A 24,707-nucleotide genomic window follows, 5' to 3' on the forward strand; every position below is an offset into this window, starting at 1 on the left:
ATGAAAATCCTTTTGACCGGGGCGAATGGCTATTTCGGCACCCATCTAAACAAAGAACTTACAAACAACACAATCAAAACGTTAGGCCGGAAAAATTGCCATTATGTTTTTGATCTAAGGTCTAATAGCCCGAAGTTTGATGAAGAATTTGAGACTGTAATACATGCAGCGGGGAAGGCTCATTTAGTTCCAAAACATGAAAAGGAAGCTCGTGATTTTTTTGATGTGAATGTTACAGGAACTATTAATTTATTAAAAGGTCTTGAAAATGCACTTCTTCCCCGCAAATTTGTCTTCATTAGTTCTGTCGCTGTATATGGCTTAGAATCAGGACTATTAATACCTGAATCTTCTGACTTAAAAGCTAAAGATCCGTATGGAAAAAGTAAAGTTCAGGCAGAGGAAATCATTAATAATTGGTGTTCTAAAAACAACATTAAATGCACAATTCTTCGACTGCCTCTTATCGCTGGTATAAATCCCCCCGGTAATTTAAGAGCAATGATCAAAGGTATACAAAAAGGCTACTATTTCAATATCGCAGGAGGAACAGCACGTAAAAGTATGGTAATGGCTGAGGATGTAGCGAAATACATTCTGCCAGCATCGGAGATTGGAGGTATTTATAATTTGACGGATGGGCACCATCCAAGCTTCTATGAATTGAGTGCAGTTATAGCTCGCAAGCTAAATAAACCTAAACCTGTCAATATACCATCTGTATTGGCTCATGGATTAGCGAAAATAGGAGATATAGTAGGCAGAAAATCTCTCATCAACTCCTATAAACTTAATAAGATTTTGTCGGATTTAACCTTTGATGACACCAAAGCCCGAAAGGAATTCGGATGGAGTCCACGGCCAGTTCTAGAAATTATTGAAACATAACGCTTAAATAAATATAACTAGGTATTAAAAAGCCCTTATCTGTATTGGTTGGACGCAACCATAAACTGCCTCAAGAATAAAAAATGCCGGATCTCATTATCTATATCGTACTTTTTGTATTATTTCTAATTCTTCAAATAGCTTACTTCAAGATTGCTGATAGGTTTAACATTATTGATAAGCCAAATTACAGAAGTTCTCATACAAGAATCACTATCCGTGGAGGAGGAATAATATTTCCAATTGCAGTCCTCGTATGGTTCATTCAGTCTGGATTCCAATATCCCTGGTTTGTTTTAGGCTTAATATTGATTTCCTCAATTAGCTTTGTTGATGACATTAAAACCTTAAAAAGTGGGCTTCGCTCAATTTTTCAATTTTTAGCTGTAGGACTTATGTTATTCAATTTACCTCTATCTCTTCCTATTTATTATTACCCCGTTCTCTTTGTACTAATAGTAGGGACAAAGAACGCTTACAATTTCATGGACGGTATTAATGGGATCACAGGAGCTTATAGTCTTATCACTCTCACTTCACTTTTAATCGTTAACCAATATCACTCTAAATTCACGTCTAATAGTTTAATCATATCTACTATGCTTGCTTTGCTAGTCTTCAATTTCTTCAACTTTAGAAAAAAGGCTAAATGCTTTGCCGGAGATGTTGGTAGTGTTAGTATGGCCTTTATCATACTATTCCTTATTATCCAGTTAATACAGGAAACCCAGAACTACGCGTTTGTACTTCTTTTGATGTTTTATGGTTTAGATGTTGTTACCACTATTCTATTTCGTGTTATTAGACGGGAAAATATCCTTGAAGCTCATCGAAGCCACTTTTATCAGTTTTTAGCAAACGAGAAAAAAGTTCCGCATCTAGTTGTCTCTTCCCTATACGCCCTAGCACAATTAATAATAAACCTCATACTCATTTATTTAATTCGCCCTGTTTCATTTGAGCAAATTCCTTCGTTATTAGTGGTGATAGTTTTAGCGGGCATTATATTCATTGGTCTTCGATTGTTGATGGAGGGACAGGAGCGATTATTAAAAAAGCAAGTATTTGAATTTTAATTACCAGAAACTAAAACTTAAGTCACTATATTTGTCAACTTTAAAATGCTACCTCTATGCTCAATCGTATAAACATAGTTCCAAGGTGGATAATTTTTTGTCTGGACCTCACAGTTTCACTATTTTCACTGGCCTTCGCTTATTTCGTAAGGTTCAACTTCAATATTTCCTTTATTGATTTAAACGAGCTTCAACGGAACCTTATTATATTCACAATAATCAATTGTGCTGTCTTTGGAGCTGTTCGCACCTATGCAGGAATAATACGGTATACCAGTGCCCAGGATTCCTTTCGGATCTTATTCTCTATTGTCATTAGCAACTCCATATTCTTCGTCTGGAACATTTTTCAGGTAACACAAGACAAGCCACTGATCATTGGGAACTCTATATTAGTTATCAATGGTCTATGCTGCTTTTTGTTGCTAATTACCTACAGAGTATTGGTTAAGTATTGCTTCTTATATATCAAAAACTTAAGACTGGACAGAAAAGCCGTAGTAATTTACGGAGCAGGTGAAACAGGAATAGCAGTTAAAAGGACGTTAGACCATGACAGAAAGCTGAACATGCAGGTAGTGGCCTTCCTGGATGATAACGAGCGGATGCGCGGGAAAGCTATCGATAGTATTAAGATCTATCTTCCTTCTGAATTAAAGAAACTTGCAGCTGATGGAAAGATCACCGACGTTTTACTGGCTGCTGATATTTCCCTTGAAAGAAAAAATGCTTTTGTTGATCTCTGCCTGGAAAATGACATTAAGGTTCTAACCCTCCCTCCTGCCGTAACTTGGCTTAACGGTTATATCAATACTCGTCAAATTCATAATATTAACATTGAAGAGCTCCTTGAAAGAAAACCGATTGAAATCAGCAATGAATTGATTTCAGGGCAGTTGAAGGGCAAAAGGGTTTTGGTAACTGGAGCAGCCGGATCTATCGGTAGTGAAATTGTCAGGCAGGTATGTAAGTTTGATCCTCAATTAGTCATTCTAAGTGATCAGTCGGAGTCTCCTCTACACGCCCTGCAATTAGAGTTGGACGATAAAAACGTGGATACTACTTGTCATGCCTTTATCGGTGATGTAAGGGACAAACACAGAATGGAGCTTTTATTCGAAACATTCAAGCCTCATTACGTATATCATGCCGCAGCCTACAAGCATGTGCCAATGATGGAGCACCATCCTTCTGAAGCTATTCGCACCAATGTGATGGGAACTAAGATCCTTGCAAATCTTTCTGTAAAATACGGTGTGGAGAAGTTCGTGATGGTTTCTACAGATAAGGCAGTTAACCCAACCAACGTAATGGGTGCATCTAAACGTCTGGCAGAAATTTACGTTCAATCGCTCTACAACTCGTTTAAACAGAAAAACGTAATCTATTCCAACGGTCTCTCCCACTTGAATAAGGAAGGGGCGAATAAAAAAACCAAATTCATTACTACGCGTTTTGGAAACGTGCTTGGGTCTAATGGTTCTGTAATTCCGAGATTCAAGGAACAAATTGAACGCGGTGGTCCGATTACGGTAACTCATCCGGATATTACCAGGTATTTTATGACCATTCCGGAAGCATGTAGGTTGGTTTTGGAAGCTGGATCTATGGGTGAGGGTGGCGAGATCTTCATCTTTGATATGGGCAAGTCTGTTAAGATTATAGATCTTGCTAAAAAAATGATCAGATTATCAGGACTTATACCAGACGAAGACATTAAAATTGAATACAGTGGTTTGCGCCCTGGAGAAAAGCTGTATGAAGAGCTTTTAAATGATAAAGAGAATACCCTGCCTACTCACCATGAAAAGATCATGGTGGCGAAAACTAGGGAGTATAATTTCGAAACTATCAGTAACCAGATAGAGGAATTGATTACACTTGGCTCGCAGTCGCAAGACTGGCAGGTTGTTGCTAAGATGAAGGAAATTGTTCCGGAGTTTAAAAGCAATAATTCCATATATGAAGACCTTGATGAGGAGATCAAGGAAATACAGATGAAATGAGAAAATTATACTTTGTAGCTTTTTTTTTAATACTATACATAACAAGTTTCGCACAATCTCAGACCTTTCAATACGACTACAATTTTTATCAAAGGATAAATCCTATTATTTATTCGATTGATTCTAATATTCATACGGCTTTAAAGCCTATCAACTTCGGGCAAAAAGGGTATAAAGCACTGGATTCCGTTTATCAGTTAAACACAGATAGCACTAGACGTTCCTTCCTCCATAGAAAGCTCTTTTCAGAACATCTCATTCAAATTGAAAGGGAGGACTTCAATGTATATATCGACTTCTTACCTGACTTCCAGGTGGGCAAAGATTTTTCTAATAAAAGTAATACCTGGCTTAATACAAGAGGATTCCAGGTACAGGGAAATATCGGAAAGAAGTTTAGCTTCTATACCAACGCTTTTGAAAATCAAAGCAGGTTTCCTACTTATTTAAGGAACTTTATTGACAGCACCAATGTTATCCCCGGTCAGGTTAACGATAAATTTGGAAGAAGCAGGGTTGTTAAGGACTGGGCTTATGCTTCTGCGGTGTTAAACTATACCCCTAACAAATACTTCTCTTTTAGCTTAGGACAAGACAAGAATTTCATTGGGGACGGTTATCGTTCGATGCTTTTATCTGATGTGGCTACCAATTACCCATCCTTTAAGATCGTTACAACTTTGGGCAATGTTCAGTATACTAACATTTGGGCTCAGCTGGAGGACTTGACAGCGGCTCCTTTTTCTTATGATAACGGCTTCAGAAAGAAATGGGGTGCATTCCATTACCTGGATTGGAATGTAACTAAACGGTTTTCTTTAGGCTTTTTTGAAGCTATTGTATGGCAGGACGCAGATGAGGCTGGTAAAAGAGGATTTGACGTAAGTTATCTAACTCCGCTTATTTTCCTTAGGACTGTTGAGGGATATAATGGTTCTCCTGATAACGCTTTAATAGGTTTCAATTCCAAATACAAAGTTGCAAGGAATTTAACAGCTTACGGACAGGTTCTGTTAGATGAGTTCACAGCGAAAGAGGTGTTTGCAGGAAACGGCTATTGGGCAAATAAATTTGCCGGTCAGCTAGGAGTGAAAGGATTTGATGCATTTAAAGTAGAGGATTTAAACTTCCTGGCAGAGTTTAATCTAGCCAGACCATTTACTTATTCTCAGCGTAGCAGTCTGCTAAACTATGGTCATTATAACCAACCTCTTGCCCATCCATTTGGTGCTAACTTCAAGGAGTTTGTAAGTATCTGGAATTATAATTTGAAAAGGTGGCAGCTAAGAGCTCAGGGTAATTTTGCTGTTTATGGTTTGGATCAGAACGGCTCAAACTACGGCAAGAACATCTTCATGTCTTACAATACAAGGGTAGCTAATTACGATAATAGCATCGCACAGGGTCTGAAAACAAACTTCACTTACCTGGATGGACGAGTTTCGTTCCTGATGAATCCTAAGATTAATTTAAGGCTGGAGGCTGGAGCAGTGCTGAGAAAAGAAAGTAATACTTTAGGCTCAGATAAAACCACCTGGTTTACTCTTGGCCTTCGAAGCTCGTTTAGAAATATATATCAGGATTTCTAATTGTCTTAAACTGTTGCTATTGCTATTATTAATGCCTAAATACTATCTTAGCGTTTAGTAGACGAAATCTTTCCAAGATTTTGAATCTTTCCACGGACATAATAATATTTGCAAAAGTATGGAGGCCCTGATGAAGCCAAAAATTCTTATGGCTGACTTGCAGGGTCAGTATCAAAGAGTCAAGGATGAGGTAGATGAGGCAATGCAGCAGGTTCTGCTTTCATCAAAATACATTAATGGTCCTCAGGTAAAGGAATTTGAAGGACATTTGGGGGAATACTTACAAGGAGCAGAAATAGTAAGCTGTGCTAATGGTACCGACGCTCTTCAAATAGCTTTGATGGCACTTGAGCTTTCTCCCGGCGATGAGGTAATCGTTCCTTCGTTCACCTACGTATCCTGCGCTGAAGTCATCTCGCTTCTGAACCTGATACCTATCTTTGTGGATGTTGATCCGCATAGCTATACAATTGATCCTGTCGCTGTAGAACAAGCTCTTAGTCCTCGTACAAAAGCGATCATTGCAGTTCATTTGTTTGGGCAATGTGCTTCGATGGAGCCACTTCTATACCTCGCCCAAAAACTCGATCTTTTTTTAATTGAAGATACCGCACAAGCTTTAGGTGCTGAATATGTTTTCCAGGATGGAAAGCGACGCAAAGCAGGTACTATTGGTCATATAGGTTGTACTTCTTTTTTTCCATCTAAAATTTTAGGTTGTTTCGGCGATGGAGGAGCATTGATAACCCGGCATAAGGGTCTTGCGAAAAAAGCCAGGATGATTGCAAATCATGGACAGAAAATTAAATACGTTCATGAAAAGATTGGCTTAAATTCCCGCTTAGATACCCTCCAAGCTGCTGTATTAGATATTAAACTCAAGTACATCAATGAGTATATTGCAAGCAGGAGATCTGCGGCAAACTGGTACTATGCTAATTTAGATAACTTGAGTTGGATATGTTTACCTGCGCAGTTACGGCATTCGTCTCATGTTTTTAATCAATTTACAATTACTTTAGCAGAAACTGTAGATAGAGTTCAATTTCAAGCTTACTTGTCGTCCAAAGGGATTGACACCATGATCTATTATCCCATAGCTCTTCATAAACAAATGGCCTTTGCCTCTCTGAAATCTTCTAATGTTCATCTTCCTGCAACAGAGAACCTTTGTAAAAGGGTTTTATCTTTGCCTATGGATACTGAACTGGGGCCAGATGCTTTGAAGTATATCACTGATACTATCAAAGACTTCTAATTTTGTTTATGGAAGAACAAGTTCGATTTGCGGTCGCAGGAGCTGGACACATTGGGAAACGACATATTAGTATCCTTAAAAATCGGACGGATGTTAAACTTGTGGCAGTTATAGACCCGAAGCCTTCTTCCACTTCTCTGGCTGCTGATCATTTCCCTTCCATGCAAGCATTTTGGGACTCCGATATCCAAGCCGACATCCTTACAATTGCTACACCCAACGGTCTTCATGCTTTACAAGCCCTGGAAGCCTTGGAACGGAAACTTCATGTGTTAGTTGAAAAGCCGCTGGCTTTAGACAACGCTGCTGCAGAAAAAATAATAGCAAAAGCAAATGAGTTTGGAAAACATTGGTTCACCGTCTTGCCCAACAGGTATTCCTATCCCACAAGATGGCTAAAACAAATGGTGGAGACCGATAGACTTGGAAAGATCTTCCTAGTACAGGTTAACGGCTTTTGGAACAGAGATGAACAATACTACCAGGAAAGAACCTGGTGCGGTACCAAAACACTTGACGGAGGACCGCTGTACACTCAATTCTCCCACTGCATCGACTTGCTCTACTGGATTTTTGGCGACCTAAAAAATATCCAGGCTAAATTTAATAATTTCCGTCATCAGGATTTGACGGAGGTTGAGGATTCTGGCTTCGTGAATTTTGATTTACTTTCCGGAGGTATGGGGAGTCTTACTTATACCACTGCAGTGATGGATCATAATCTGGAAACTACTATTACGGTCATAGCCGAAAATGGGACCATTAAAATCGGGGGGCAATACATGGATACTATTACTTATTGTGATGTGAAGGATTACGATTCCAGGAAGATGAACTTAAACCAGAATATCGTTGACAATCACAGCCAGGTCATCACAGACGTAATTGATGTTATCAGAGGCAAAAAGAAAACAGATGTCTCTGGCGAGGAGGCACTAAGAGTAATTGAAATTATAACAGAAATTTATTCCGTTAGGGACAGGGATTAAACAGCGATAGCAATGATCTATATTCTGTCTCCTTATAATCTCGATGTTAATACAACTGCCCGAAACCGCATCCTGTCTTTTTATTCCGCTTTGTCTAAGAATGGCCTTCCGGTAAAAATACTTAACCCTCCCCTATTAGAAAGAGATACTGAAGCTAGGTCGAAGGGCTTATTGAAATACGATGGAGAACAAGGAGATATTATATCATTTGAATTAGATGAAAGTCTTAGTGAGCGAATAATTTCGAAGCTAATAGGCAGTGGGAATAACAGGATGGCTTCCGCCTTATTAGGCTTCTTATATTTGTTAATAAATGGATGTGATTTTTACTATCCGGTAAACTCGCTCAGAGAATACTTTACATCCAATTCCTTGCGACCGCGGGACGTCCTAATAGCCTCTGGGTTTCCTTATAGTCTTTTTAAGGTTGCTGCTGAATTAGCAAGGGCAAAAAATTGCAAATTAATCCTCGACTACCGCGACCCATGGACCTATAGCTATAAGCCTTTGGATTCAAAGGTTTGGATAAGCAGGATAAAAAACTGTCTGCAGAGAAATACGGAGGACAAATGCCTGAGTGTAGCGAATAAAGCCTTCTGTGATAGCGAGATGGTGAAAGCACTTTTTCCCTCCCAATTCCGGCATAAAATAGGTGTTATTCTAAATGGAGCAAATCTTCATGTGATAGAACCTAGGCGCATTGTTGGTCACTATCCTGTCTTTAGAATTGTTTACCTTGGCACACTGTATAATGATCAAATTATTGATCTAAGTTTCTTCAGATCCTTATCGCAATTGCTAAGATCTAAACAAATAGAGCCGGAGAAATTCGATGTCCTTTTTGTGGGATCCCGATCAAATACTATGCTTCCTGATATAATTGATGATTTTGGATTGAAGGAATTTATCACAGTTACGCCAAGGCTGTCTTTACCAGAAGCGATTGAGATTGCTTATACTGCAGCAGCTTTTCTTCATCTGAAGTATGGAGACCGAACTGAGATAGATAGTTCGAAACAATTGGACTATCTGGCTCTTCAAAAGCCCATACTTTTGCCTATTTCAGACCACGGCAATGCAGCAAAGAGCATAAAAGAGCACAATGCCGGATATGTATGCGAAAGTGAGAACGAGTGTTATGAAATGCTCTGTAGTCTTTGGGAGAAACATCAGAAAGGAGAAAGCTTTATCATTCCGCGTTCCAAGGAGTTTTTGTATAGTATTAGCAGGGAAGCGGAAGCGGAAAAGCTGGTTGAGGTGGTTAGGGGGTTGGTGTGATTTATTGGAGAGATAGTTGATGAAAAGAATGTTGCATACCCTCTCTGCCTTCGGCATCTCCCCCAAAGGGGGAGAAAAGGCAGTGCTCACCTGCAAAACGCATATTTTCATGGATGATATTATATTTTCACTGCAATCTATTGGAGGTATTTCTGTTTATTGGGCATCTTTCCTTCAACAGTGGCAGCAGAGTAGGTTCAGAAATGTAGTCCTGATTCGAAGGGGGGATTCTAAGTCAATCTTACCGATAGAAGAGAGCTGGCGAGGTGAGAGTATTTATGACAATAAGCTTCCTCTTAGCTTAGCCCGGCTGCTTCCTTTACTTGTCAAACTACCGGCCTATAGCTTGTTCCACTCCAGCTATTTACGCTATAGTCTTCAGAAGAACGTATGCAGTATTATTACCATTCACGATCTGGCAGCAGAGATAGGGATGGTTACAGGGTGGAGAGCGAGGTTTAAAAGATTTCTGCAAGAGTCTGCAATTAACCGGGCTAACGGAATTATCTGTGTCTCGGAAACTACCAGAAAAAAATTGCTTGCTCTTTATCCAAAGGTAGCGGTAGAGAAAACTAAAGTTATTCATCACGGCTTCTCGAACCAATTCTATCGCTTAAAACAGAATGAGGGCCGCGTTAATAAGACAATATTATTTGTTGGAGGGAGGGCTCATTATAAAAACTTTAAGCTATGTCTTAGGGTGATTAAAAAACTGGACAATTTTGAGTTAATTTTAGTTGGAGGAGGAAAGCTTAAAGCTTGCGAAACTAATGAACTTAACAAAGCTTGCAATGGTAGATGGAGCCATCATGACAACGTTTCTGTTGATCAGTTGAATAAGTTTTACAACGAAGCCTATTGCCTTTTATATCCAAGCTTGTACGAGGGATTTGGTATGCCTGTGATCGAGGCGATGAAAGCGGGATGCCCGGTGGTATGTGCAGGGAACGAGGCAGTGAAAGAGGTTGCCGGAGATGCTGTTTTAATTGTGAATATTGATTTCGATTATAACTCTTATGTTGATGCGATTTTGAGTCTGGAGTCAGTGGCTTTTAGAGAAGAGATAATTGACAAAGGGTTGGAAAAGGCAGGGGAATATACGATAGAGAAGAATTTTGAAGAGACGGTTGGCTTTTATAAGGAGGTGTTTAGGAAGAAGTTTGGTAGGGAGTTGGAGGGACTGTAATGTTAGGGCAATTGTAAAGCGTATACCCTCTCTGCCTTCGGCATCTCCCCCAAAGGGGGAGAAAGGCTATCGCGCCCTTTCTGCCGGACCATTGTTGCCTTCATCTCCAATTGGAAATACCTCCGCTAACGGACTAAACAGGTAAACCCTGCCCGTTCCATTCTCTACACACTTAAAACGTTTCCTTACCTGCTCTCCTTTGGTAAACTGACGTCCCCCTTTTATCTGGAAGACAGATTTAACAGGTAAAGCTTCGATCAATATCGTTTGCTTCTGGTCGTATTGCTTTAAGGCACGGAAAAGATTAAGATCACTGCAACTGGAAGCTGCTGGGTTTTCTAAATAACTCGCTATTGCCTTTTTAAGGTCAGTAGGGAAAATTTGCAGATCGAAGAAGGGTTGCATCATGCGCTTGAAGTTATGCTTCCATTCGGCTCCGTGCGGCTTTACACGTCCTTTGTGCTCATTCCAAGTTAGTAGGTGTGCGAACTCGTGCACCGTGGTTACCAAGAAGGCGTAAGGGTTTAAATCGTAGTTAACCGAAATACGGTGGTTCTGTCCGCCGTAAGGGGAGCGGTAATCCCCGAACTTGGTATTTCTATTCCTCGAAATCTTGAATTCACATTTGAAATAGTCGATCCATTTAGCAACCAGAGGAGCTGCTTCCGGAGGGAGGTATTTTGAAAGCACCTTTACTTTATCCACAACAATACTTACTTCAGCAAATTATACACTAATAAGCTTGCAAAATAAGCTAAAGCAGTCATATAGCCTAATTGTATTGCCGGCCATTTCCAACTTTTTGTTTCACGGTAAACGATAGCCAAAGTACTCATACACTGCATAGCATATGCATAAAATACCATCAATGATAAACCTACAGCAAATGTGAATACGGGCTGACCAGTTTCAGGATCCTTGGCTCGCCTCATTTTATCCCTTACGGAATTCTCTACTGCATCATTATTATTGACACTATAGATTGTAGCCATGGTACCTACAAAGACTTCCCGTGCGGCAAAGGATGTGATCAATGCGATGCCTATCTTCCAATCGAATCCTAATGGTTTTATAGCAGGCTCTATCGCTCTGCCTACAACACCTGCATATGAGTTTTCCAACTTTTCTGAAGACTTTAAGGTCTCCAGCTCCTCACTAGAATATTTGTTAACTGTCTCAGGAGAGCTGAACTTACGTTCGATAGCTTCCTGCCGTGAAGGTGGCCCGTAGGAGGCCAGCACCCAAAGCACAATTGAAATAGCTATGATCACCTTTCCTGCCTCGAAAACAAAGGCCTTTACTTTTTCATATATGGTTAAGCCAACATTGCTCCATCTCGGCATTCTGTAGACCGGCAACTCCATGATGAAATATCCTTTCTCACGAGATCTTATCAGGAATTTCATTACCCAAGCCACAAATACTGCTGAAACCATACTCAGCACGTACATGCTCATCAAAGCTAATCCCTGCAGGCTAAAAATACCAAGTACCTTACCATCGGGAACAACCAGTGATATTAAGAGAGTATATATTGGCAGACGAGCGGAACAGCTTACCAAAGGAGTTACCATAATGGTAATGATCCGGTCTTTCCAGTTTTCAATAGTACGTGCGCTCATTACAGAAGGAACAGCACATGCCAAACCTCCAATTAATGGCACAACCGATTTACCATTTAAACCCACTTTTCTCATGATCTTATCCATCATGAAGGTAACACGGGCCATATAACCCGTATCTTCAAGAATGGAGATAAAAGCAAAGAGAATAGCTATCTGAGGGATAAATACCAACACTCCGCTCAATCCTGCCAGAACTCCATCTACTAGTAAATTCGTAAGGGCTCCCTCAGGAAGGACCTCGTGAGCAGTATCAGTGAGCCAAAGAAACAGGTTCTCTATGAGTGTCATCGGATACTCTGACCAGGCAAAAATTGCTTGAAAAATAAGGAACAGTACTCCGAAGAAAATAAGGAAACCGCCAATTTTATGTGTAAGAACTTTGTCGATCCGGTTACTTAAGGTTTCGTTCTCCGCTTCAGCCTTGAATTTAACCGTATCAAAAAGAATATCGTTGATAAAATTATAGCGGGCAATAGTTTCTGCTGCCTGCGCCTTAGATGAGTGAAATGAAAACTCTTTCTCTATCTCTTCTATCCGATCGCTTTGAGTGGGACTAAGAAAACTCAAGTTCTCATGCTGATGGGCATACTGCAATGCAGTGTAAGGCTTATCTACCAGGATCTCTTCCTGAATTTTGGTAATCAATCCTGGCGCTAATGCTTCAACTTCTATCGTATCAACCTGTAAAGGAGATGAAGGGGCATAAGCAATTGCTTCCTTTAAAGCATCGACGTTTTCTCCTTTCCTGGCGCAAATACTTACTATCTGGACCCCTAGCCTCGCAGATAGTTCATCCAAATCGATCTCGGTTCCGGCTTTTCTTGCCAGATCCATCATGTTCAATGCGACTACAACGGGAATCTTAAGATCCGCTACCTGGGTATAAAGCAGAAGGTTCCGCTTGAGATTAGATGCATCTGCAACGATTACAATTAAGTCGGGATGCGAAGGACTATTGGTATCCGCTAATACTTCGAATACGATTGTTTCGTCTTTGCTTTTGGGGTATAAGCTATAGGTGCCCGGAAGATCTATGATCTCTGCATTTCTGCCATCGGGAAGCTTACAAAAGCCTGCTTTCTTATCAACAGTAACACCAGGAAAGTTTCCGACTTTCTGGTTTAAGCCTGTTAAAAGATTAAATAGTGTAGATTTTCCTGTATTTGGGTTTCCAACCAGTGCAACTTTCAGATCACCACTCACTTACCGTTTTTCTCTAGTGCAATATTATAGTTGAAGCTTCATTTTTACGAAGACTCAATTGATAACCGGATACGCGGATCGCCATCGGATCACCAAGAGGTGCAAACCTTTCAACTAAGATCGGTTCTCCTGGAAGGCATCCCATTTCCATCAACTTAACTGACATTTCAAGATCTGTAAATTCTTTAATAATACCAGATTGTCCGGCTTCTAATTGAGAAAGCTTCATTGATAAATTTCTAAACCGTAACAAAGTTAAGCTTATTTGAAATAATTCCAAATAAGATTTGTAAAAAGAAGGGGGAGGGGGAAGGTAAAAGGTTGAAAGGAACTAATATAGTCTTATACCCTCTCTGCCTTCGGCATCTATTGAGAAGTTTAATTTGTTCTTTAATGGCCTCAATGAGCTCCCTTTGGTCGGTTCCCCCAGAGGGGGAGAAAAAGCCGGCGCTCTGGCAAATCCCTTATTCTTAGGTTCTCTTTTAGGTTCCTTACCTCTTACTTACTGCCTGCTGCTTGAAATGGGGGCAATTGCAATCTTTCTTAAATACAGAACAAGAGCTTGCTGAAAACAAAACCACCGCTACCAATCCAACTCTAAATAAATTTTTCATGTCCGTTCCTGTGTAAAAATATATAGCTAAAAATCCCCATTCCTACACCAGCTAAATCACAGAAAAGGTCCCACCATTCTGCCGAGCGATAGGTGAAAACTTTCCATTGAAGGATTTCTATCCCTGCTCCTAAAGCTGCTGTAAAGAAGAAGATTTTAAAGATGGTGGTAATACGGAAGTAATAGCTTCTTTGTTGCCTGATTTTGCCATAGAACAGTAATACTGTTAAGACAAAGAAAAAGATAGTATGCACTAGTTTATCCATGCCTTGGAACGCCGGTACTCCTCCTGTTGCATCCATCGGCATGTCGCATAAGATTAGCACCACTATCGCCCATATAATGGCCAGATACTGGTGCTTTAATGAATTTACCATTTATTGGCCTATTAACGTTTTATATTCGTCGGCCGATAACAGACCTGCAGTATCAGCTCCGCTAATATCTACTTTAATAATCCATCCCTCACCGTAAGGATCCTGGTTTACCAATTCTGGTGCACTATCCAATTTTGAATTGATCTCAAGAACTTTTCCTGTCAAAGGCATGAACAGGTCGGACACCGTTTTTACAGCCTCTACAGTACCGAACACTTCGTTCTGACTTACTTCTTCTCCAACTGTATTGATGTCGATGTAAACGATATCACCAAGCTCACGCTGTGCAAAATCAGTGATGCCCACCAAAGCCTCGTTTCCATCAACCTTGATCCATTCGTGATCTTTTGTATACTTTAATTCTGCAGGAAAATTCATATTCTTAAATTTTGGGTAAAAATAAAGAAATAATCAAATTACGCCCTTTATTGAAGGATGAATCTTAAACTAACACCAAAGTTTGTGAATGATGTATTAAACGTTTGAGAAGTATACGGTTTGGTAATAGTGCCATCGTAATATATCCTCAGGTTGAACTTCTGATTCAGCACATAATCGATCGAAGGCTTATACCCAATGGTCTTCGCTCCTGATGATACTTCTGCATTTTCCACGTCGGCCCTAAAGATTGTTGTTTTACGATCATTTAACCCGAAATCCATTTTGAAGTTGATATCGTTATTTAGCTTTCTTCCACCGAATAAACCGAATGGTAATCTCAAATTAGCCGTCCTGTATCCAAAACCAAAAATTATCCCATTATCCCTTTGCTGAGCCAACTGACTATTAGCCAAACTAAGGCTCAAAGCCCGCGACTTTCTGTACTCGAAGTTCATGCTCATGTTGTTCTTCAATCTGAAGTCGATACCCAGTAGCGGTACAAATTGCTCGGCTAAAAGCACTTGAGAGAACTGGTAGCGAGGCAAGAAGTTTTGATTTGCATCAACCACTGAAGGAAACCCATTTGCACCTCCATCATATCTTGCCAGGGAATTAAAGCTATTTACACTATAAGTCGACCTGTAGGTATGATTGATATCAAATGAGGAGAAAATCCTGTTGAACAAGTCAATCTTCGTTAATCCATTGTAAGTAATGCGCCAGTTTGGTATTGGAATCTTAGGGAAGCTTCTTAAGCTAACTTTCCCTGCATCTTGACCTGTATAAGCTGCCACGAATGCGGACACTACTACATCCTGAGAATTTGCACCATATCCTTGAGCGTAGCCATTACCATCCTGACCAGATGAATTTGGATTTCTTGCACCTAAGCGTTGAGAAATCACTCTTCTGTTTGCTTCAAACTGACGGAAAAGACGGGAAGTATTATCTGCATTGTCCCCAGAAAAAGCTGTCTTCAAAGAGAAGAAAGAAACACTGTAATCTCCTGTTGTAATCTGGTTATTATTATTGAAGGCTCCACTATCCAGGTTGTAGGAGAATGTTGATGAATAGTTAAAATTCTGACTTTTTAGTGCAGTTAACTCTATTCGCAGATCTTTAATCGGTTCTAGACTTCCTCTAAGATTCAGATCTTCCTTTCTCGTCTTCACATAAAGCTTGCTTTGTAGGGTATCCTTTGCCAGCCAGTTTCTGGATAATGCTCTCGCCCACATATCATTTTGGGATCCAAAGATAAAATCCCAGCCAGGAGCATTTGTGTTTAAATTATACCCCAGAAGATTTGTGGAAGGTGAATAGCCCGGAAGAAACTGTCCCTCCGTTCTTGAGTAGCTACCCGTTACATTCTTAATGCTTGTTAATGCAGTAACCAATGTTCTCTTGAAGCCTGCGGCATCAGGACGTGTAGCATTTCTAACGAAGGCTAACTTATTATATAAGGTGACAAAATTAAGAGTCGGATTCAGCTGTATAGTCCTTGAATTCTGAATGGTATTTCCAATCGTCTCGTCACGTAAAGCGAACAATGGTTTTGACTCCCAATTGAAGTTTGTACCATATCTGGCCACCAAATTAGTCCATCTTAAACCCGGAATCTTACTTAGAGGAACGGTATAATTTACATTAACCACATGGTTATAGTTCGTTGTTCTACCTAGTCGCTTTAAGTTCGTCCAGATAGTATCCCTGTTCTGTCTGTCGTTAGCGCCAAGTTTTTCATCAATGATACCATAATTAGTAGCATTGAAATCCAACTGCAAAGAGCGAGTTAAATTCCAGCCAATTCCATAAAGCCTGGTGATCTGGAAATTCTTATTGTACGCTGGCTTACTACGGATACCAGTATTAGTGATATCGATATCCCTAAGCTTGCTTTCGGAATAAAGTCGATCTAAATCTACTCTAAAATTCAATGTAGAAGGCATCAAGCTTAGATTAAAGTCTTTCAGAAGATCCAGATTCTTTGCCTTCACCATTTTTGCAAATGGAGTTATACTTTTAGGTTGCCCAGAGAAATTATAAGCTAATGCCGCCTTATAAGTTTTTTGCAGAGAAGTCTCGTTAATATAATCCCTATGATTATACTCAGTGAAAGCGTAGGTTCCACTAAAGTTCTCTATATCCCAGATACGGCTTTTACTGTCGGGATTTGTTTTGATCTTCCTTACATTCGTGAAGTTGATGCTCCTTCTGCCTGTATAATTATCAACTATTTTATGTACCGCATCCTTCTCTGCCGAAGAAAGGCCCCTCAGGGAGTTCTTCAATTCGATGTCCTGCGAACGTGGATCAAATTGTGGAACGCTCAACTGACTGGACCAATTGATGAATAGAGGTATTTTTATACCTGATTTCTCTGGGAAGAATTTACCCAGCTCGAGACTACTGGAAAGGTCAAAGAAAGAATCATCGCTTCTATTCCGCTCGCTCACACGCTTGTCAATTGAACCGAAGCCGATTGTGCTCTTGCTTCCAGAAACGGTTACATCACCAAAATCAGCAAGCTTAGCATTCATACGGGCCGTGGCTGCCCAGCCTCCCCTTTCATCAAAGTCAGTTAAACGTAACTCATTAAACCACACCTGAGCCGTTTTTTCTAGTCCGTCGTCGGCATTTGAGTTTGCAGCATTTCTTAGTGGGTTCTTAATACCCAGCATGTACACTCTAACTTTGCTCAAATCAGGCTGACCCTTTATTGTAATGGTCACATTACCGTCGGTGAAAGTGAAAGGTCTATCTAACAGCGCCCCGGCATTATTTCTTGCAGCTTTTGCCTGCTGAAATTTGGCAAGGTCAATGCTTAAATTATTCGCTTCAGGCCAGATAGTATAAGGATCACTTGATCCGTAAGGACTAGCTTTTAGCGGAAGTTCATATTCGTAATAGTTATCCTGATTGTCTGTTCCGATTCGAACAATGGCACTGATATCATTATCACGAAGATTATCTCCCTCTGCATGGATAAACATCTCTAACTTCCGGTAAGAACGGAAATCCTGATAAGTGGTTCTGAAGGCCGCCCTTCCGTAACCATCTCTCAAATTCTTTACCGTAACAGCCAAGGCCTGTTCATTTTGCTGCGTCTGACCGCGGAAGTTGCTGTAATCGCGCTCTCTTTGAATGCCAGGAGGCACTACGTAAGGAATAGGAGTACGTTTACCATTCTCTTCGATACTTACAGTGGCAACCTCGATGCTCGAATTATCAGTTGGCGGATTAGTTCCATTAGTCATAAGGGCAGGATCTGCAATCACCTTTTCACGTGTACCCTCGGCATTGAACCTTCTCCATTCTCCTCTTAGCAATTGCATTCTTGCCAAGCGCATTACTGTAGTATCCGTAAAGTTGGTCAGATAAGTCCTGATAAACCGGATGGATTTAAAATCTTCAATATTCCCAACAGAAATACCGTTTGAAATAGGAATTTTAAACTGGTACCAGGAAACCTGCTGTTTCTCCCCATTAGCCAGAGTAACGGTATTAGTTACTTTATCAGTAATGTAATTCTGACCGACGATCATATCCTGTGGACGGATAGATATTTTATACTCCCAATAAGCATCTGCAGAATTGGAAGTATTATCACGGTTGATATCCTCAGCATCCGGGAGCGGAGTTGATGCTGTATTTTCTATTCCAGTCTCCTCACGAGACTGCTCTGTAGTCTTGGAGTTCCCCTCTAAACCGTTGTAGCGTTCATAACGTTTAAGGATACCTGCATTTTGATTATCCAAATTACTTCCTCTATAGTACTGGAAGTTATCTGAAGCGGGGTCAGCTTCTAATTCTGCCGCCGCTTGGCCGCTGATCTGCCCCCGGATTTGGTTTAGTTGTGGAGCAAACTTCTGACGTTCATCATTGTCTGATAATCCGTCTAAACCTATATCCTGAAACTTCCTTGCCGCCGGATCATTATCAAAGGCCTGAACAACCGGCTGAAGCTTTGCTGCCCTTCCCCAAACTGATTCTACAGTTTTACTTACATCTCCATCTGGCGGTAAACCGTTCTCTAATGATTTGTATCCATCCTTCAAAATATCCTCAGAGATATTACCCAGGTTGAAATACATGTCTCCACCCTGCGCATTTGGCTTATAGATAAATGGATCCATCATCCATAACTCGATAAACTCAACATTCAATGCCTCAAAATCATTCGTTTCAATCCTTCTGAAAATACCTCCCCAACGATCTTGCGGTCTGTTTAAAGTTCCATTGGGATTTAAACCTGTAGTTGTGAAGTTATATGGCCCACGCAAGGTTGGATAATAGGCAAGATCAAGCGTTGGAAGCATCAGAGGTTGCCCTGTAGTAGACTGTTTAAAAGGAAACACTTCCTGCTCTAATACCTCACGCACATAATGATTAGAGCGCTCGTTCCTGTTTCCCCTGATATTACTTGGTGTTAATGTATTACTTGTATTGAAGAATATTGGGTCGATATTATAAAACGCTAATCTTGCCCTGTTCTTTCCATACTCGAGATTATTGGAAAGCTGCGATTCGGGGAACCTGGCAGGTGTTCCTGATATCTGCCATGCTATAGCACTTTTCAAATCGATAATGGAACGGCTTCCTTCAAAGTCGTCAAGGTAACTGGCACCGTTCTTACTTCCTGCAATATTTAATGCATTAGGGTGACCAGGAATCATGTTAGCGAACTCGCCTGAGAAAGTGATCGAAGATGTTTCTTTTGTAGAGATGAATGGGAGCTTATCGACCAGGCGCGTTAACCAGCGGGAATCAGAAGAGTAGTTGGCATCCATTCCCCAGATTGTATTGGAAATAGACTCTTCACCAATATTGATCTTAGGGGTAAGCGGTTTCTCAGTAAGGTTCATTACTGTACCGCCAAGATTTAACTTATGATTAACGCGATAGTCGAAACGGGTTCCAAACAAGGAACGCTGCTGTAAACCGAACAACTCCGCATTTTCCATTTTTATGCGTATGGTTTGTCCGGAGTTCAAAAGCGCCTGATTAAGAACCTTTACCCGACCGCTATTATAATCTACGGTAAAGTCATTACCTTCTTGCAGCGGTAATGTTCCTGCATACACTTGCACAGATCCCTGGGGAATGTTAATAGCGTTTAGCTGGAACTCAGAGCTTACTTCAGATTGGAATGTTCCTTTAATAATATAACGGTTCTTATTTGTAAAAAGCTGTTGAGCATCTGCTTTTGTCAGATCGTATAGCTCTTTGAATACATATTTTTCTCTTAATTCCGTCTCTGCAAACTTTGGTTCCAGATCTTCACCAAAAGGTTCTTTCGTAGGAAAGGTCAGACGACCGTTAAGAGGATCGATAGTGACCCCTTCTATAAAATCGAAATAACCATCAGAGCCACGACTACCAGCCTGATTAAGCGTATCTAAATTAGTTAGCTGAAGCCATCTCATTCCAGAGGTTCTTGAACCTTCCGTAACTAAAGGACTTTCAACACCTCTTTCATCTAGGCGAAATACATTCAGATTAAAAGCTGTGCGACTGATTTGGTAAGCTCCAAGTGAGTAAACGTTTTTCATCATCAGATCCCAGGTTGGTAATGATGTTTTAAGTGTCTCTCCCTTAAGAAGTTTTACAAACAGAGCGTTGGGCGTTTCATTATCAACTGCTATGTCTGTAGAAAATTCACCTACCTGGTATTCTTCTCCGTTATAATTATATCTGTAAGCTACCGCTAAAACTTCATCAGCATTAAGAGCTGTGTTTAAGGAAATATATCCTAAACGAGGATTAAGGGTAAACTCTCTCTCGGTTAATTTACGCGCATAAGACAACTTGGAAAAGTTATCGTTCGCACCGTTCGCCTGAAAGAAATTACCAATGCTATTAGAGTTTGTTAATCTGTTAGCTGGATCCTGAGAAAGTTGAGCGAGTAGGTTATTCGACTGCTTTCTCCCGAAATCAGGATCACTTAAAGGGCCCGCAGCTGGTAAAGCGACATAAGCGGGACCACCTTGTACCTGAGTGGGGTTATTGATCCTGCGATTCTCTCCCAGATCTATCAAACCAACAATATCCCTTGAATCTGTAGTACTGTTATTTCTATTGGTTACCCAAACTTCAATACGGGTAATATTTACGTTAGAAGATATCAGCGGAAGATTTTTCAGGGCATTATTGTATTGATCACGAAAGTAATGGGCAAGGAAATAGTGTTTGTTTGCTTCGTAATTATCCCCGGTTATCCTAAACTCATTCTGTTGTGAACCATTATTGATCGTTATCTCTTTCTGCTGAGATTTCTGCTGAGAAAAGATAGATGTTACGTTCAACTTTCCGAACTGCAACTGAGTTTTTAAACCAAAGAGCGATTGGCTTCCACTGATTAGAGTTGAGGCTAAGGGAAGGTTTACATTACCCGCCTCGATTTTTTGAACGATCTCATCTGGCTTACCGGTATAATCCAACTTCATTTGATTCTCGAAATCAAACTGCGCTTCAGTATTGTAATTGGTATTGATCTTAAGCTTAGTGCCAATCTGTCCAAGTACGTTCATCTGGATACGCTGATCGAAATCGAAGTTACCCTGCCGACGTTGTCTTTCGTTAAAAAGAGGATTTGCAGTTTTATTCATTCGCCCTGCAAGAGTTAATTCTGCAGTACCCTGCGGTCTGATATCAATACTGTTTCCTCCGAAGATCCTTTCGAAAGAACGGCTATTGATCTTTACACTTGGAACAAAACCAGGTTCTCTAGCTTCCCTGATGGGTGCCTCTGAAAGTTGTTTCCAGTAATTCAATTTGATCTGCTCATTCTCATAGCGCTGGTATTCTTCAATCGTTAAATATTGAGGTGGACGGTAGGTCCTGTCACCAATCTTTTCGCGAATGATATAGCGTTTATTAACTGCGTCGAATTCAACTGTGCGGTTAATATTTGAAGGATTTGGCAAATAAAATCCAGGCTTCGGGTTAAGTTCCATCAGCTTGCTGTCGCTAAAAGGATATTTTAGCTTCAAGCTATCTGCAGCAGGGGTAGTTTGTGCAAAAACCCCATTTACAGTATAGAAGAATAACAAAAAGCTAGTTATTAAAAAAGAGATAGTAGATGATCTTTTCAAAACCAGTAAATATTTTAAAGAGCTGTATTATAATTTATTACAGGGCTTTCAGGGCGCCTTTAATGAGGTCTTCTACGGTAATTGTTCCAGCTTGTTTCTTTAAAATATTATCTAATGCTTTCTCTGCCTGATTTTTACCAAATCCTAACATGACGAGCGCAGAAAGGGCTTCGTCTCTCGCTGAGTTATATTGAGGGATTGAGGTTAAGCTCTCCAATCCCTCTTTTTTAAGTTTATCCTGCAGTTCTAAAATAATACGTTGGGCCGACTTTGGGCCAATGCCCTTAATACGTTGAATAAGGGGCAGGTCTCCTTTTACTATTGCTGTTTGTATCTCTTCGGGAGTTATTGAAGAAAGGATCATTCTCCCTGTACCAGGACCTATGCCAGACACTGAGATCAAATGAAGGAAGAGACGTTTCTCCCCCTCTTCAACAAATCCATATAAGGTATGCGCATCTTCCTTTACATGCTGCCAAACATAAAGCTTGCAACGCTCCTCTGACGGAAGTTTTGAGTAAGTATTCAGGGAAATATTAATTTGATAGCCAATTCCTCCGGCTTCCAATACCACATAAGTTGGACATTTAAAGACCAACCTTCCATCAATATACGCGTACATTTATACCTATATAAATTGTTTATTTGTTAGCAAACGTGCTTCCTGAAATAACGCGGATCCCCTTATCCTAACGTCTCTACTTACTTTGGGCGTCAACAACGGCTATTGTAACCATGTTGACAATTTCTCTTACTGAGCTATCCATTTGTAAAATGTGAACAGGTTTATTCAATCCCAAAAGGATAGGTCCCACTGCTTCTGCCTCTCCCAGCTCTTGTAATAACTTATAGGCAATATTACCCGATTCAAGATTTGGAAACACAAGCGTATTTGCAGGCTGATCTCGTAACGTACTAAATGGAAAATTATTTTTCAGAAGTTCAGAATTAATTGCAAAATTTCCTTGCATCTCCCCATCCACTATTATTTCAGGGTATTTTTCATGTAAAATACGTACTGCTTCACGGGTTTTTTCTGGTACTTCTCCCTCTACTGTTCCGAAGTTTGAATAGGAAAGAACAGCAATCCTGGGTTCAACATTGAATGTACGTACAGCTTTTTCAATCAAAACAGTAATATCTACAAGCTCATTTACAGTAGGATTTTTGTTGACCGTAGTGTCCCCGAAGAAAATCGGCCCTTTTTTGGTTAGCATCAGATACATACCGGCAACTCTGTCAACTCCCGGTTTTGTGCCAATAACCTGCAATGCTGGCTTTACCGTGGTAGCATAATCTTTGGTTAGTCCTGATATCAGTACATCAGCTTCTTCAAACTCTACCATGCACGAACCGAAGTAGTTACGATCAGTTACAAGCCTGGCGGCCATACCCTGACTCACACCTCTTCGCTGCCGTTTTTTATAAAGGAATTCCGAATATTTTTCCAGCTTTTCAGCCTCGTCTTTAGGATCTATTATCTGAACACCACTTAGTTCCAGACAATTGTCTTTAATAATATGAGCAATGGTTTCCTTATTGCCTAAAAGTATAGGGGTGGCAATGCCTTCATCCTTTACTATTTGTGCGGCCTTTAGAATTTTGTAATTATCTGCTTCTGCAAAAACCACCCTTTTAGGAGCAGATTTCGCTTTTAGATTCAATGACCTTAACAGAGCATCTTCCTTACTTAATCGTAGTCTTAGGCCTTCTGTATAGGCATCCCAGTCCTCAATCTCCTTACGAGCTACACCTGATTCTATTGCAGCCTTTGCAACGGCTGGAGACACGGATGTAATCAACCTTGGATCCATTGGCTTTGGAATGATGTAGTCTTTTCCGTAGCGAAGGTTCTGAATATTATAGGCAAGGTTTACGGCCTCGGGTACTGGCTTTTTCGCCATCTCGGCAATTGCCCGTACTGCAGCAATCTTCATCTCTTCGTTAATGGTAGTTGCACGAACATCCATTGCGCCGCGGAATATATAAGGAAAACCTAATACGTTATTCACCTGGTTAGGATAATCTGAGCGGCCGGTAGCCATAATAATATCACTACGTGTAGCCACAGCCAGATCATAAGCAATCTCCGGATTAGGATTCGCCATAGCAAAAACAATAGGCCTCTCTGCCATTGTGCTAAGCATCTCTGCAGTTAAAACATCTGCTGTAGACAAACCTATAAATACGTCGGCTCCCTGTATAGCTTCTTCAAGTGTATTAAGATCCTGATCTGTGGCAAACTCGGCTTTAATCGGCTCCAGCTTTGCGCGATCCTTACGAATGACACCTGACCGGTCGATCATGAATATATTTTCTTTCGAAGCGCCAACACTTACATATAGCCTCGCACATGAAATCGCTGCTGCTCCAGCTCCATTTACTACTATTTTTACCTTATCAAGTTCTTTACCCTGAAGTTCACAGGCATTGATCAATGCAGCTGAGGAAATTATCGCTGTTCCATGCTGATCATCATGCATAACAGGAATATTCATCTCAGCCTTCAAACGCCTTTCAATTTCAAAACATTCGGGTGCTTTAATGTCCTCCAGATTAATCCCTCCAAAAGTTGGCTCAAGAGCTTTTACTATCTGAACAAACTCGTCAACGTTCTTAGTATTTAACTCCAGATCGAATACATCTATGTCGGCAAAGATCTTAAACAGCAGTCCCTTCCCTTCCATTACAGGCTTTCCAGCTTCCGGACCAATATCACCCAAACCTAAAACAGCGGTACCATTACTGATGACAGCAACGAGGTTCCCTTTTGCTGTGTATTTATATACATCTTCAATATTTTCCGCTATTTGCAAACATGGCTCTGCCACTCCTGGCGAATAGGCCAGGGTAAGATCCCTTTGAGAATGAGTCGGCTTGGTTGGAATTACCTCTATTTTACCAGGACGTCCTGAAGCATGGTAATCTAATGCATCCTGTTTGCGGGTTAATTTAGACATAAACACTTTCTGGTTGAGCGTGTGTAAAAATAACATCTTTTATTAAAGTACGAGGTGGTTTTTAAAAGGTTATGCATTAACCTGTTTTCCCCGACGGAACAAAAGACGAAATTGATACTTGAGAAAAAAATGAGCTTCCTCAAATTTGAGGGATAAAGCTGTCACTAAACCTTTATATAAAGCAAAA

At 40.5% G+C, this 24,707-nt stretch carries 16 protein-coding genes; 8 read left to right on the plus strand and 8 right to left on the minus strand.

Annotation, left to right across the window (positions count from 1 at the left end; genetic code table 11):
* The 8 genes from J4N25_RS22215 (at position 1) to J4N25_RS22250 (ending at position 10,270) form a co-directional block, all read left to right on the plus strand.
* The gene (locus tag J4N25_RS22215; protein ID WP_207424009.1) at positions 1 to 888 is read left to right on the plus strand and encodes an NAD-dependent epimerase/dehydratase family protein; all 888 of its coding nucleotides are present in this window, start codon (positions 1 to 3) and stop codon (positions 886 to 888) included.
* 83 nt (positions 889 to 971) lie between these two features.
* A complete protein-coding gene (locus tag J4N25_RS22220) occupies positions 972 to 1,964 on the plus strand; it encodes an MraY family glycosyltransferase (RefSeq protein WP_207424010.1) in 993 nt (330 codons plus the stop codon).
* A gap of 56 nt (positions 1,965 to 2,020) precedes the next feature.
* The gene (locus J4N25_RS22225; RefSeq protein WP_207424011.1) at positions 2,021 to 3,970 is read left to right on the plus strand and encodes a polysaccharide biosynthesis protein; all 1,950 of its coding nucleotides are present in this window, start codon (positions 2,021 to 2,023) and stop codon (positions 3,968 to 3,970) included.
* Entirely contained in the window at positions 3,967 to 5,559 is a 1,593-nt protein-coding gene (locus J4N25_RS22230; RefSeq protein WP_207424012.1) for a gliding motility protein RemB, read from the plus strand. Before J4N25_RS22225 ends, J4N25_RS22230 begins: the two co-directional genes overlap by 4 nt.
* Before the next feature lie 130 nt (positions 5,560 to 5,689).
* Complete coding sequence (locus J4N25_RS22235; protein WP_207424013.1) at positions 5,690 to 6,817, plus strand: DegT/DnrJ/EryC1/StrS family aminotransferase; 1,128 nt, start codon at positions 5,690 to 5,692, stop codon at positions 6,815 to 6,817.
* 8 nt (positions 6,818 to 6,825) lie between these two features.
* Positions 6,826 to 7,806 (plus strand): Gfo/Idh/MocA family protein, encoded by a 981-nt coding sequence (locus J4N25_RS22240; protein WP_207424014.1) that lies wholly within the window; start codon positions 6,826 to 6,828, stop codon positions 7,804 to 7,806.
* 12 nt (positions 7,807 to 7,818) lie between these two features.
* The gene (locus J4N25_RS22245; RefSeq protein ID WP_207424015.1) at positions 7,819 to 9,084 is read left to right on the plus strand and encodes a glycosyltransferase family protein; all 1,266 of its coding nucleotides are present in this window, start codon (positions 7,819 to 7,821) and stop codon (positions 9,082 to 9,084) included.
* Positions 9,085 to 9,103: 19 nt separating this feature from the next.
* The gene (locus J4N25_RS22250) at positions 9,104 to 10,270 is read left to right on the plus strand and encodes a glycosyltransferase family 4 protein (RefSeq protein WP_207424016.1); all 1,167 of its coding nucleotides are present in this window, start codon (positions 9,104 to 9,106) and stop codon (positions 10,268 to 10,270) included.
* A 66-nt stretch (positions 10,271 to 10,336) separates the two neighbouring features.
* On the opposite strand, the gene J4N25_RS22255 is transcribed toward J4N25_RS22250, so the two are convergent.
* The 8 genes from J4N25_RS22255 to J4N25_RS22290 all read right to left on the minus strand — a co-directional run bounded on the left by J4N25_RS22255 (position 10,337) and on the right by J4N25_RS22290 (position 24,520).
* Positions 10,337 to 10,975: a SprT-like domain-containing protein gene (locus J4N25_RS22255; RefSeq protein ID WP_207424017.1), complete on the minus strand. Its 639-nt coding sequence runs from the start codon at positions 10,973 to 10,975 to the stop codon at positions 10,337 to 10,339.
* Between the two features lie 8 nt (positions 10,976 to 10,983).
* Positions 10,984 to 13,098, minus strand: a complete 2,115-nt coding sequence (gene feoB, locus J4N25_RS22260; protein ID WP_207424018.1) for a ferrous iron transport protein B — start codon at positions 13,096 to 13,098, stop codon at positions 10,984 to 10,986.
* A gap of 13 nt (positions 13,099 to 13,111) precedes the next feature.
* The gene (locus tag J4N25_RS22265) at positions 13,112 to 13,327 is read right to left on the minus strand and encodes a FeoA family protein (RefSeq protein ID WP_207424019.1); all 216 of its coding nucleotides are present in this window, start codon (positions 13,325 to 13,327) and stop codon (positions 13,112 to 13,114) included.
* Between the two features lie 368 nt (positions 13,328 to 13,695).
* The gene (locus J4N25_RS22270; RefSeq protein ID WP_207424020.1) at positions 13,696 to 14,088 is read right to left on the minus strand and encodes a VanZ family protein; all 393 of its coding nucleotides are present in this window, start codon (positions 14,086 to 14,088) and stop codon (positions 13,696 to 13,698) included.
* On the minus strand, positions 14,089 to 14,466 hold the full coding sequence (gene gcvH, locus J4N25_RS22275) for a glycine cleavage system protein GcvH (RefSeq protein WP_207424021.1): 378 nt from the start codon (positions 14,464 to 14,466) through the stop codon (positions 14,089 to 14,091). It abuts the gene before it with no gap.
* 47 nt (positions 14,467 to 14,513) lie between these two features.
* Complete coding sequence (sov, locus tag J4N25_RS22280; RefSeq protein ID WP_242695982.1) at positions 14,514 to 21,560, minus strand: T9SS outer membrane translocon Sov/SprA; 7,047 nt, start codon at positions 21,558 to 21,560, stop codon at positions 14,514 to 14,516.
* Between the two features lie 37 nt (positions 21,561 to 21,597).
* A complete protein-coding gene (gene ruvA / locus J4N25_RS22285; RefSeq protein ID WP_207424022.1) occupies positions 21,598 to 22,182 on the minus strand; it encodes a Holliday junction branch migration protein RuvA in 585 nt (194 codons plus the stop codon).
* A 76-nt stretch (positions 22,183 to 22,258) separates the two neighbouring features.
* Positions 22,259 to 24,520 carry an NADP-dependent malic enzyme gene (locus J4N25_RS22290; RefSeq protein WP_207424023.1) on the minus strand — a complete coding sequence of 754 codons (2,262 nt, stop codon included), beginning with the start codon at positions 24,518 to 24,520 and terminating at the stop codon, positions 22,259 to 22,261.
* Between the last annotated feature and the right edge of the window lie 187 nt (positions 24,521 to 24,707).

Source organism: Desertivirga brevis (genome assembly GCF_017355835.1).

Bases quoted from the DNA above. Each gene is read 5' to 3' on its own strand.
- J4N25_RS22290 (WP_207424023.1), bottom strand. From the start codon at position 24,520: ATGTCTAAATTAACCCGCAAACAGGATGCATTAGATTACCATGCTTCA.
- J4N25_RS22225 (WP_207424011.1), top strand. From the start codon at position 2,021: ATGCTCAATCGTATAAACATAGTTCCAAGGTGGATAATTTTTTGTCTG.
- J4N25_RS22265 (WP_207424019.1), bottom strand. From the start codon at position 13,327: ATGAAGCTTTCTCAATTAGAAGCCGGACAATCTGGTATTATTAAAGAA.
- J4N25_RS22250 (WP_207424016.1), top strand. From the start codon at position 9,104: ATGAAAAGAATGTTGCATACCCTCTCTGCCTTCGGCATCTCCCCCAAA.
- gcvH (WP_207424021.1), bottom strand. From the start codon at position 14,466: ATGAATTTTCCTGCAGAATTAAAGTATACAAAAGATCACGAATGGATC.
- ruvA (WP_207424022.1), bottom strand. From the start codon at position 22,182: ATGTACGCGTATATTGATGGAAGGTTGGTCTTTAAATGTCCAACTTAT.
- J4N25_RS22230 (WP_207424012.1), top strand. From the start codon at position 3,967: ATGAGAAAATTATACTTTGTAGCTTTTTTTTTAATACTATACATAACA.
- J4N25_RS22220 (WP_207424010.1), top strand. From the start codon at position 972: ATGCCGGATCTCATTATCTATATCGTACTTTTTGTATTATTTCTAATT.
- J4N25_RS22245 (WP_207424015.1), top strand. From the start codon at position 7,819: ATGATCTATATTCTGTCTCCTTATAATCTCGATGTTAATACAACTGCC.
- J4N25_RS22240 (WP_207424014.1), top strand. From the start codon at position 6,826: ATGGAAGAACAAGTTCGATTTGCGGTCGCAGGAGCTGGACACATTGGG.
- J4N25_RS22270 (WP_207424020.1), bottom strand. From the start codon at position 14,088: ATGGTAAATTCATTAAAGCACCAGTATCTGGCCATTATATGGGCGATA.
- J4N25_RS22215 (WP_207424009.1), top strand. From the start codon at position 1: ATGAAAATCCTTTTGACCGGGGCGAATGGCTATTTCGGCACCCATCTA.
- J4N25_RS22235 (WP_207424013.1), top strand. From the start codon at position 5,690: ATGAAGCCAAAAATTCTTATGGCTGACTTGCAGGGTCAGTATCAAAGA.